Consider the following 10,128-nt stretch of genomic DNA (forward strand, 5'->3'; position numbering starts at 1 on the left):
TGCGGTCGGCGAGGACGATCACGTGCGGCTCGGGTGCCGGCTGGGGCGTAGCGCGCAGCTCGATCAACGGCTTGATTGATTTCGGCGCGATCTCGGACGGTGCGGCGATGCTGCCCGACGCGGTCAGGCCAAGCCCGAGGCCGACCAGAACGGTGGCGAGGCTTATCCCGGCGATGCGGCGGGCGCGGCTGCGGGTCGAATGCGCGATCATCATGATCCTCCTCTTGAGCTCTGTCGTCGGGCCGAGCGCGCAGGCGGCGGTGCCGGCCATTCCGGCACGCGCGGACTTGATCAGCGCACGGCCATAATCGGTGCCGGATTCGGGCGAGGCGCCGAGCACGGTCGCGTCGCAGGCAAGCTCCTGATCGTTGCGGAAGGCGCGATAGGCCCAGTGCGCGATCGGATTGAACCAGTGGAGCGCGAGCATCGCCAGCGCCGCGCCATTGGCGATCAGATCGCCGCGGCGGTGATGGGCCAGTTCATGCGCCAGCGCCAACCGCTGTTCGGCGCCGTTATAACGCTGCTCGAAATCCTCGGGCAGCAGGATGTGGCGATGAAAGATGCCGGCAGCGAGCGGACCGGTCACCACCGGACTCAGCCGCACCTTGATCCCGCCGCGGAGGAAGCCTGCATCGGCATGTTCGAGCGCGATGCTCATGAAGCGGTGATGGCGGCCGAGCTGCCAGGCGAGATAGACGGCGGCGCCGCCCAGCCAGACGAGGATCGTGACCATCAGCCAGTCGATCGACGGCTGGGACACCGCAACGGGTGCGGCGGTTGTGGCAGCGGCCTGATGCGCGGGTGCGGTCGCTGCTGCAACGATCCGCGCGATGTCGAAATGGATCGGGACCGCCTGCACGGGCTCTTCGGCGAACTTGGGCAGGCGGGGCAGGATCATGCGCAAGGCCGGCAGCAGCCACAAAAGGTAAGCCGCCTGCGCGCCGAAGCGCCGCGCGACGGAACCGCGCAGCACCAGCACGACCAGCATCAGCAGGGTGGATGCGACGAGCGCCTCGATCGACCAGCCGATCATGATTTGAGATCCTTGAGGAGTGCCTCCAGCTCGGCGATGTCCTGATCGGTCAGGCCGTCGCCTGCCGCCAGGTGCGCGACCAGGGGCGCCGCGCGTCCGCCGAACAGTCGATCGGCCAACCGGCGGGTTTCGCGGGACGCATAATCCGCCCGCTCGACCGCAGGCCGGTAAAGGTAACGGCGGCCATCCTCTTCATGGACGAGCGCGCCCTTGGACAGCAGCCGGCCAAGCATCGTCTTGACCGTGCGCTCGCTCCAGTTGCGGGCATCGGGGATGCGTTCGGCGACTTCGGACGCGGTGAGCGGAGCGTCCGCCCACAGCACTTCCATCACGGCCTGTTCGCCTTCGCTGATTCGTTCCGCCACGTGATTCTCCGATTACATGCGTAGTCATAACCGACTACATTTGTAATCGTCAAGCGCTTTTGGTGGCGGAGCGGAGGCTGGTTGCCACTCTCCTTCTTTCGTCATGCTGAACTTGTTTCAGCATCCATCGGGAGGCGGGGCGGCAATCTATCAGTTCGTTTTCGGTGTTTTTTCATTTTCCCCTTCGCGGGAGAGGCTCAGGCGCGGACCAGGCCTTCCGTCGGGCGGCCGAAATCGGCGGTCGGGAACAGGGCCTTGCCGACACGCTGCGGATCGATCCCGAAGCTTTCCGCGGTCGCGCCCGCGATCACCGCGTCGAGCCCGATGGTCGGCTTGAGATCGCGGTCTTCGTACAGATTGGCCTGGGCCAGACCCGGCCAGTCGGCGATCACGCGCCCGCCCTTGACCGCGCCGCCGAACAGCATCGCCGCCGATGCGGTGCCGTGATCGGTGCCGCCGGTGCCGTTGACGGCGGCGGTACGGCCGAACTCGGTCGCGACCAGCACCACCGTCTGGTTCCAGACCGGGCCAAGATTGTCGCGCAGCGCGCCTATCATCGTATCGAGCGCCTTCAGTTGCGCGGTGAGGCGATATTGCTGGCCGGTATGCGTATCCCAGCCGCCGGTTTCGAGCATGGCGATGCGTGGCCCGTCGGGCTTGACCAGGAAGCTCGCGGCAAGCTTGCCCAGATCCTCGGGCTTCTGGCCGGAGCCTTCACCCGCCGCCATGCCGCGCGCGGACAGGGCCGCATCCCACATGCCGTGCAGCTGCGGGTCGCCCTGATACATCCGCCCGACCCGCGCGAGCAGATCGTCGGTCGGCTGTGGCAGGTTCGACGGCGCGAACGAGGTCACGTCCGCCGCGCCGCGCAGGGCGGGCGGCACCGTCGCCGCGAAGGCGATCGCTTCATCCTTGCTTCGTGGCATCAGCCCAACCAGCCGGTTCATCCAGCCGTCGCGTTGCGCGTACGGCACGGTGCCGCCCGTCTCGAGCACATTCTGCCCGTCGAAATGCGACCGGTCGCGATAGGGCGAGGCGGTGGCGTGGACGAACAAGGCCTGGCCGGCGGCATACATCTTGCCCGCCTCCGGCATCGCCGGATTGAGCGCGAAATGGCCGTCGAGCTTGATCGCAGTGGCCGGATCGATCGCCAGCTCGCGCCGCAGCCCCGCATAATCGGGGTCGCCATAGGGCACGATGATGTTGAGCCCGTCGGCCGCGCCCCGCTGGATGATGAACACGAAGCGACGGTCGCCGGGCACGCTCGCGAAGGCCATATGCGGGCTGACGAGGATCGCGCCCGCGCCGGCGGCGGCGAAGCGGAGGAACTGGCGGCGGGGGAGGATCATGGTCATCTCCGCTGGAATTCGGGGCTGACGAGCAGCAAGGCGAGCGCGGTCGCGCCGCTTTCGGCTTGCGCCAAGGCGGTCGTGGTCGCGGGCGTCATCTGGCCGGGCAGCAATCTGGGCGCGAGTGCGCGTGCATCGACCTGCCCGCCGGCTGCGGCGGCGAAACGCTGGGCGAGCTCGACCCGGCGCATCAGCGCGTCGGGCGCGACCCAGCTCGCCGACAGATCGTCATAACCGGCGGGCGATCCCGGCCGCCACACCGGCTGGCCGAGCTGGTTGAGCAAGGGGGCTGCATCCAACTTGCCGAGATCCTGGCGGCCGAGCCCGCGCAAGGCGGACACGGTCCAGTCCCACGGCGTCTTGAACTTGGGCTCGCCCGTCGCCCAGGCTTCGGGCGCGTCGATCAGCACGCGATAGATGGCGGGCAGATGGCCGTGGCTCGACAGATACGCCGCGCTCATCCGGTCGACCAAAGCCGGGGGCGGATCGTCGGCGACGAAATGGCGCGCGAGCTTGGTCGAGACATGCTTCGCGGTCGCGGGCGACAGGGCCAGATCGTGCAGCACCGCGCGCGCCTGGCCTTCGCCGGATTGGTCATAGCGCTTGCCGATGATCGTGCGGGCGCCGGGCTGATGGATGCCGGGGCGGAACATGAAGGCGCCGACCTCGACATTGTCCTTGCCCGCCATCGGCCCAAGGCCGCCGACGCTCCAGCCGGTCAAGGCGCGCGCGAATTCGGTGACGTCGGCCTGGTCGTAGCCGGTGCGCACGCCGAGCGTGTGCAGCTCCATGATCTCGCGCGCGAGATTCTCGTTGAGGCCGATCTTGCGGTCCGGGCGGCGCAGGTTCGCACGCTGGCCGAACAGGCTGTCGGGCCCGACCGAGCGGAACTGGTCGAGATAATAGAGCATCGCCGGATGCCGTTCGACCGCGACCAGCATATCCTCGAACTTGCCCATGATGTGCGGGCGGATCGCGTTCAGTTCGAAATCGGCGGCGTAGATACCGACCTGCGGCTTCTCGATCGAGAGCGCGAAATGGTTCGACCAGAAGCTCGCCAGCCGTTCGGCGAATGGGGTCTCGGTCGTCAGCGCGCTTGCCATGCGCGCATTGACCGCGAGCCGATAGGTGTCGCGCACCTCGACGTTCAGCGCCTCGCGCCGTTGCTGGCGTGCGAGCTTGGCCTGGGCATCCCCCGGCATCGGCGCGGCCGGCATCGGGACGGGCGCGCCGGGCGGGGTGGGGGCGGCGCCCATCTGTTTGATCAGCTCGCCGACCTCCTGGAAATAATCGTGGGCGAGGCTGCCGGGAGCGGGGAGCGCCGCGAAGGCCGCCGGCTTCGGCTCGAAGGCGTCGATCTGATCGAGCAGCCAGCGTTTCGGATCGGAAGGCGGCGCTTCGTCGGGGCGGGCGCCGAGCCCGAAGCGGTTGAGCGCGATCGCCTGCGCCTGGGGATTGGGAAGCGACATATCGAACTCCGTCGTGCTTCGCTTCAACGCACGACGGCGTGAAATTCCGTCGTTATTGTGGCTGCGGCGGGTGGGGCGGCCCCTGCCGGAACGGACCGTCCTTGAGCGCTTCCGCCATCTTGCGCCGCTGGTCTTGCGGCAGCGTCGCCGCGAACTGAACCATGCGATGTTCCAGATTGGCGCGGAGCGTCATGTCGGAGGCGCGTGCCTGGTCGAGCCGGACGGTGATCGCATTGGCGTCGAACTGGGGCTGCACGAACAGCCGCGCCGCCTCGGCCCGCGCCGCGCGGCCCTGACGCAGCGTCGGCACCGTCTGCTTGACCGTATCGTGGATGGCGTCGCGCAGCGCCTGCGCTTGCGGTTCGGGCAGGGATTCGGCGACTCGCATCCGCCAGCCGCCGCGCAGGCCCATGCCGCGATCATGCGTCCAATGCCAGACCGTGCCGGCGATCAGGCCGAGCAGGAACACGTTCGCGACCAGGCTGACGATCAGCAGGATGGTGGGCCAGCGCTTCACTGCGCATTCTCCTCGGCAGAATCCTCATAGGTGGGCGCGTCTTCATGGTCGTACAGCACGACATTGGTGGTGACGGGTTCCAGCGCCGCAGTCGCCGCGGAGCCCGCCAGCACGCCGCTGCCCGCCGCCAGCGCCAGCGCGATACCGCTCCACCACAAGCGCAATCTGCCGCCAAGCCGACGTTTCGGTGCGCCTTCGATCACCATCGCGCGCAAGGTCCGCGTCGGCTCGGGCACGCGATGTGCGAACAGCAGGGCATCGACCGCATCGGCCTCGGCCAGCAAGGCCGCGGCGCGCGCATCGGACCGCGCGAACGCCTCGGCGGCATCGCGCTCCTCCTCGGGCCATCGGTTCGGCGTCGCGCCATAAGCCGCGACCAAGGTCTCGAAACGCGCAAGATCCATCTTACTCATCGTCACCCTCCAGCCGCGCTTTCAGCGCGCGGCGCCCCCGTGCCAGCAAGCTTTCCAAGGCGTCGACGCCGATCCCCATCAGCGCCGCCGCCTCCCGATTGGGAAGCTCCTGGTAATATGTAAGCACGATCGCCTCGCGTTGGCGCGGGGCCAGTTCGGCAAGTGCACGGCCCAGCGCGTCGCTCAGCTGCTCGGCCGTGATCCCGGCATCGGCGAGCGGTTGCGGATCGGGTGCGTCCCACGTCTCCGGCAAGGGCGCCTCGCGCCGCTTGCGCAGCCGGTCGGTGCAGAGGTTGAAGGCGACGCGATGCATCCATGTGTCGAACTTGGCCGCACCCGGACGCCAGGCGGCGGCGCCGCGCCACACGCGCAGGAACACCTCCTGCACCACATCCTCGGCTTCGGCGCGGTCGCCGAGCAGGCGTATCGCGAGCGCGGTCATGCGCGGCAATTTGCGCGCCACCAATGCCTCCACGGCATGCGCGTCGCCCTCGCCCACCCGGCGGACCAGCTCCCCGTCGGGATCGTCCAGGCTCAATAAGGATGCCTCCGCCCGTCATCGCGCTCCACGCCGGATCATTGCTCCGGCGCGCTCATCCCCCGCATAGCGTGCTGTTCGTCCGGCGTCAGCACGCCATCATGATTGGCGTCCTGGCGCGCGAAGCGGCGGGCGAGCATGGAGTTGATCTCGGTCGCGTCGAGATAGCCGTCATTGTTGGCGTCCAGCCGGGTGAACATGCGCGCGCCGTCAGGCTTGGGCGCATTGGCGCCTTCGGCCGCACCACCCTTGCGGTGGTGGCCCATCATCGCCGCGCGCGCGGCGAACTCGTCCTTGCTGATCTTGCCGTCATGATCGGTGTCGAGCGCCATCAGCCGCTCGCGGGCATGGACCGACCACTGGTCGAACGAGATGCCGCCGGCGGGTGCGGGCGGCGTCTGCGCCAAAGCGGCGGCGGCCACGCCGAACAAGGCGGCGGCGAAAGGAAGCTTTGTCATGGAAACTCCGTAAGCGAACTTATGCCCTTGCCCGCTTGAACGGCCGTTCCGTCGCTATCCGTCGCTTATGTATCGTCGCCCCGGCGGAGGCTGGGGCGACGCATGCTTACGCGATCTTGAGCCCTTCCTTGTTCATCGCGCTGGTCAGGGCCTTGTTCTGTTCGGGCGTGAGCTTGGCCTTGAGTTGCGGGAAGAGCGTCGTTTCCTCCTCGCGCATATGCTTTTCGATGTCCGCGCGGAACTGGCGGATCTTGGCGATCCAGGCCGGCGAATCCTTCGCCGTCACGGTCAGGTCGTAGAGATATTGCTTCACATAGCCGTGATCGTTGTTGAGATGATCGGCGGCTTCCGCCTCGCCCGCGTCGCGCATCGCCGGGTAGACACTATTCTCCTCCTCCAGCGCATGCTTGGTCAGCATATGCTTGAGGTTCATCAGCAGCAGATTGCGCTTGGTTGTGTTCTTCTCGGTCGTCGCCTCGATCGTATCGAACACCTTGAGCGTCAGTGCATGCTCGGCCGTGAGCGCCTCGTCCCATTCGCCCGCGAAATAGGTGGGCGACTGGACCGCGAACTTGCGCGCGACATTGGCGGCAAGGCCGACAGCCAGGCCCGCCGCGCCCGCCGCCAGCATCGCGCCGGTCCCGGGATGGTCGCTGCGCGTCGACTTCTTGCGCGGAGCGCTGCTCTTGGTGAAGCGGCCATCGCCGTCGCGGGCTTCCGCTTGGGCGGTGGCGGACCGCTTGGCGGCGGTCGCAGTGCGGGCTCGGGTCGTGGTGGTCGCCATGGTATCACTCCGTCACGGGGCGCTTGGGGGGATGCGCCGATCGAAGGGTTCAACGCGTCAGGCCGCGAAAGTTCTCAATTTCCACGCAATTCGTCGAGCCAGAGGCCCGCGGTGCCGTCCGACGGCGCGCGCCAGTCGCCGCGCGGGGACAGGCTGGCGGCGGCGGAGACCTTGGGGCCGTTGGGCATGGCCGACCGTTTGAACTGGCTGATCTCGAAGAAGCGGAACAGGAAGATCTCGAGCCATTTGCGGATCGTCGGAAGATCGTAGGCATGGCGCGCTTCGGCCGGGAAATGGACCGGCCATTCGCCCGCCTCGACGTCCTTCCAGGCATGCCAGGCGAGGAAGGCGATCTTCGACGGCGCGAGCCCGTGGCGCACGGTATAATGCAGGAAGAAATCGTGCAGCTCGTACGGGCCGATCTTCGCCTCGGTGCTCTGGATCGCGCCGGAGGCATCGGCGGGGACCAGCTCGGGCGAGATTTCGGTGCCGAGGATCGCGGTCAAAATGCGGTTGGTGCCCTCGTCGAACTGGCCGGTCTTGACCGCCCAGCGGATCAGGAACTGAATCAGGGTCTTGGGGACGCCGGCATTGACGCCATAATGGCTCATCTGATCGCCGACGCCATAGGTGCACCAGCCGAGCGCGAGCTCGCTCAGATCGCCCGTGCCGATCACGAAGCCCTTATGCTGATTGGCGAGGCGGAACAGATAATCGGTGCGCAGGCCCGCCTGCACATTCTCGAAGGTCACGTCATAGACCTTCTCGCCCCTGGCAAAAGGATGGTCCATATCCTTGAGCATCTGGTTGGCGGCGGGACGGATATCGATCTCGGCACCGGTCACGCCGAGCGCCTTCATCAGTGCCCAGGCATTGGCCTTGGTCGCGTCGCTCGTGGCGAAACCGGGCATGGTGTAAGCCAGGATCGCCGAGCGCGGCTTGCCGATCCGCTCGCACGCCTTGGCGGCGACGATCAGGGCATGGGTTGAATCGAGCCCGCCCGAAATGCCGATGACGAGCGTCTCCGCGCCGGTCGCGGCGATGCGTTTGGCGAGGCCTTCGACCTGGATGTTGAAGGCTTCGTAGCAATCCTCGTCGAGCCGCGCCGGATCGGCGGGCACGAACGGGAAGCGCGCGACGCTCCGCTTGAGGCCGATATCGGCGAAGTCGGGCTGGTGCGCGAACGCGATGCGGCGGAAGCGCGTTTCGGGATGGCCGAAGGCGGCGGCGTTATCGTTGAACGTGCCGAAGCGCATGCGGTGCTGGCGGATGCGCGCGACGTCGATATCGGCGAAGGTCAGTTCGGGTTCGTGATCGAACCGCGCCGATTTCGCGAGCTGATAGCCGAGTTCGTGGATCATCGCCTGGCCATCCCACGCGAGATCGGTCGTGCTCTCGCCCGGCCCCGACGCCGAATAGACATAGGCCGCGGTCGCGCGCGCCGATTGCGACGCGCCATAGAGATCGCGCTCGCGCTCCTTGCCGACCAGGATGTTGGAGGCGGACAGGTTGGTCAGGATCAGCGCCCCCGCGAGCGCACCGAGCGAGGAGGGCGGGATCGGCGCCCAATAATCCTCGCAAATCTCGATATGGAAGATGAAGTCGGGAAGGTCGCTCGCGGCGAAGATCAGGTCCGGGCCGAACGGCACTTCGGCATCGCCGAGCGCAATCGTCAGGCCGGTGAGCCCCACGCCGGGCGCGAACCAGCGCTTCTCATAATATTCGCGGTAATTGGGCAGGTAGGATTTGGGGACGACGCCCAGCACCTTGCCGCGCGCGATCGCTACCGCGCAGTTATACAGCCGCCCGTTGCGCCGCAGCGCTGCGCCGACCAGCAGCACCGGCTTGAGTTTGACGGTTGCCTTGACCAGCTTGGCCAGCTCCGCCTCGACCCGATCGAGCAACGCCTCTTGCAGGTGCAGATCGTCGATCGCGTAGGAGGACAGGCACAGTTCGGGATAGACGATCAGGTCCGCACCCTCGGCATCGCCCTTGCGCGCCAGATCGAGGATCGACGCGGCGTTCGCCGCGACATCGCCCGCGCTCGCCGCCGGCGTCGCCGCCGCGACGCGGACCATGCCCTGGGCGTGGATCGAGAAGAAGCGATCGGTCATGCGGCGCGGTATCCCAGCTCCCCAAGCGGCAGCGATGCAACAGTGCAGCTAGAAAGGAGAGGGGGCCGGGTCAATGTCGGGTCACAGGCCTTTCGAGAGGGCAAAAAACAAAAAACACCGGAAACGAACTAAAGGATTGGCTGTTTTTTGGAGCACGGCGGAGCAATTTCCGCTTGGAACATATCAGGAACATGCGCATGTTGTCAAGATGGCAGCAGAGAGGCAAAGGACCGATCAGAGCAACTCCGGCTCCGGTTCAGTTGCCCATGGCTTGCTGGGAAATAACCGCGAATAGGTCGAAGGATCCGGTCGCTCGAAGAAAAATGCCATCGGCACGTGCTCGAGATAATGTTCAACGCTCGAGGTCACGATCAGCCGGTTGACCATATTGTCGCGGATCCCGCTGGCGGGGATGATACATTTCGCCTTCGCGACATGCCCCAGAGCTCCGGTTTTGCGGAGCGCCGCCTGTAGTGCCGCATGCGCACGCCCAAAACGGCCCGGAAGCTGCGATTCCCAGTTGGGCTTGGGCCCGGTCTGCCGGAACCCGGACACATAGCGCACGGCGTCGTGGATCAGAGAACGATAACCTCCGCCCGCCGGAGACCGCAGGATGGATGCGATCGCCTGCACTTCGTAGAGGAACATATGATCGGCGCCTTCGATCGCGGCGCGCAGCGCCGGCAGCGCGTGCGCCGGCCCGCCGGGCATATGCCAGGCGTGCTGGAGAATTTCGCGCCAGCGATAGGGACTGTCGGTGACGATGACCGAGCCGGTCGCCTGGGCGATCAGGAGCGTGAGCTCGAAATTGGGCACCATATTGTAGATGCACGCAAATGGTTCGGGCATGCCCTCGGCCGTTATATTGTCAGTCAGAGCGGCGAACGGATCATGCACCCGGCCCTCGCGCACCATCGCGATCATATGCCCAATCATCTCCTCGGTCGCATCCGGATCGGCCCGCAGGATTTGGGCGCGCATGCCCGCCTCGGTCCCGCTCCACAGATGGCGGAAGCGATCGTCGACATGGATCCATTTGGTGCGCGGATCGATGTCGGCCTCGTCGAAATCGCCTCCGGCGCGAGCCT

The 10,128-nt window shown here is 66.7% G+C and carries 10 protein-coding genes and 1 pseudogene; all 11 read right to left on the bottom strand.

Translation table 11 applies throughout. The features are described 5' to 3' along the window. The coding region (locus VK533_RS00165) for a M56 family metallopeptidase (protein WP_324373815.1) at positions 1-1,033 on the bottom strand (1,033 nt) is incomplete at its 3' end. Then, positions 1,030-1,398: a BlaI/MecI/CopY family transcriptional regulator gene (locus VK533_RS00170; RefSeq protein ID WP_324373817.1), complete on the bottom strand. Its 369-nt coding sequence runs from the start codon at positions 1,396-1,398 to the stop codon at positions 1,030-1,032. The genes VK533_RS00170 and VK533_RS00165, both read right to left, overlap by 4 nt. A gap of 197 nt (positions 1,399-1,595) precedes the next feature. Then, on the bottom strand, positions 1,596-2,747 hold the full coding sequence (locus tag VK533_RS00175; protein WP_324373819.1) for a DUF1501 domain-containing protein: 1,152 nt from the start codon (positions 2,745-2,747) through the stop codon (positions 1,596-1,598). A 2-nt stretch (positions 2,748-2,749) separates the two neighbouring features. Continuing rightward, positions 2,750-4,216 (bottom strand): DUF1800 domain-containing protein, encoded by a 1,467-nt coding sequence (locus VK533_RS00180; protein ID WP_324373821.1) that lies wholly within the window; start codon positions 4,214-4,216, stop codon positions 2,750-2,752. Between the two features lie 52 nt (positions 4,217-4,268). Beyond that, positions 4,269-4,733: a periplasmic heavy metal sensor gene (locus VK533_RS00185; protein WP_324373823.1), complete on the bottom strand. Its 465-nt coding sequence runs from the start codon at positions 4,731-4,733 to the stop codon at positions 4,269-4,271. Beyond that, positions 4,730-5,146: a hypothetical protein gene (locus VK533_RS00190; protein WP_324373825.1), complete on the bottom strand. Its 417-nt coding sequence runs from the start codon at positions 5,144-5,146 to the stop codon at positions 4,730-4,732. The genes VK533_RS00185 and VK533_RS00190 overlap by 4 nt, the downstream gene beginning before the upstream one ends. Continuing rightward, on the bottom strand, positions 5,139-5,684 hold the full coding sequence (locus VK533_RS00195; RefSeq protein ID WP_324373827.1) for an RNA polymerase sigma factor: 546 nt from the start codon (positions 5,682-5,684) through the stop codon (positions 5,139-5,141). The genes VK533_RS00190 and VK533_RS00195 overlap by 8 nt, the downstream gene beginning before the upstream one ends. A gap of 38 nt (positions 5,685-5,722) precedes the next feature. Beyond that, on the bottom strand, positions 5,723-6,142 hold the full coding sequence (locus VK533_RS00200; protein WP_324373829.1) for an EF-hand domain-containing protein: 420 nt from the start codon (positions 6,140-6,142) through the stop codon (positions 5,723-5,725). A 106-nt stretch (positions 6,143-6,248) separates the two neighbouring features. Beyond that, positions 6,249-6,926 carry a hemerythrin domain-containing protein gene (locus VK533_RS00205; RefSeq protein WP_324373830.1) on the bottom strand — a complete coding sequence of 226 codons (678 nt, stop codon included), beginning with the start codon at positions 6,924-6,926 and terminating at the stop codon, positions 6,249-6,251. A gap of 74 nt (positions 6,927-7,000) precedes the next feature. Further along, positions 7,001-9,040 (bottom strand): NAD(+) synthase, encoded by a 2,040-nt coding sequence (locus VK533_RS00210; protein WP_324373832.1) that lies wholly within the window; start codon positions 9,038-9,040, stop codon positions 7,001-7,003. Positions 9,041-9,274: 234 nt separating this feature from the next. Beyond that, positions 9,275-10,128 (bottom strand): annotated as a pseudogene (locus VK533_RS00215) (hypothetical protein); the annotation flags it as partial.

Source organism: Sphingomonas sp., assembly GCF_035317925.1.
GTDB lineage: Bacteria > Pseudomonadota > Alphaproteobacteria > Sphingomonadales > Sphingomonadaceae > Sphingomonas_I.

Coding starts and splice junctions, on each gene's coding strand:
- VK533_RS00175 (WP_324373819.1), bottom strand. CDS start 2,747: ATGATCCTCCCCCGCCGCCAGTTCCTCCGCTTCGCCGCCGCCGGCGCG.
- VK533_RS00180 (WP_324373821.1), bottom strand. CDS start 4,216: ATGTCGCTTCCCAATCCCCAGGCGCAGGCGATCGCGCTCAACCGCTTC.
- VK533_RS00190 (WP_324373825.1), bottom strand. CDS start 5,146: ATGAGTAAGATGGATCTTGCGCGTTTCGAGACCTTGGTCGCGGCTTAT.
- VK533_RS00200 (WP_324373829.1), bottom strand. CDS start 6,142: ATGACAAAGCTTCCTTTCGCCGCCGCCTTGTTCGGCGTGGCCGCCGCC.
- VK533_RS00205 (WP_324373830.1), bottom strand. CDS start 6,926: ATGGCGACCACCACGACCCGAGCCCGCACTGCGACCGCCGCCAAGCGG.
- VK533_RS00210 (WP_324373832.1), bottom strand. CDS start 9,040: ATGACCGATCGCTTCTTCTCGATCCACGCCCAGGGCATGGTCCGCGTC.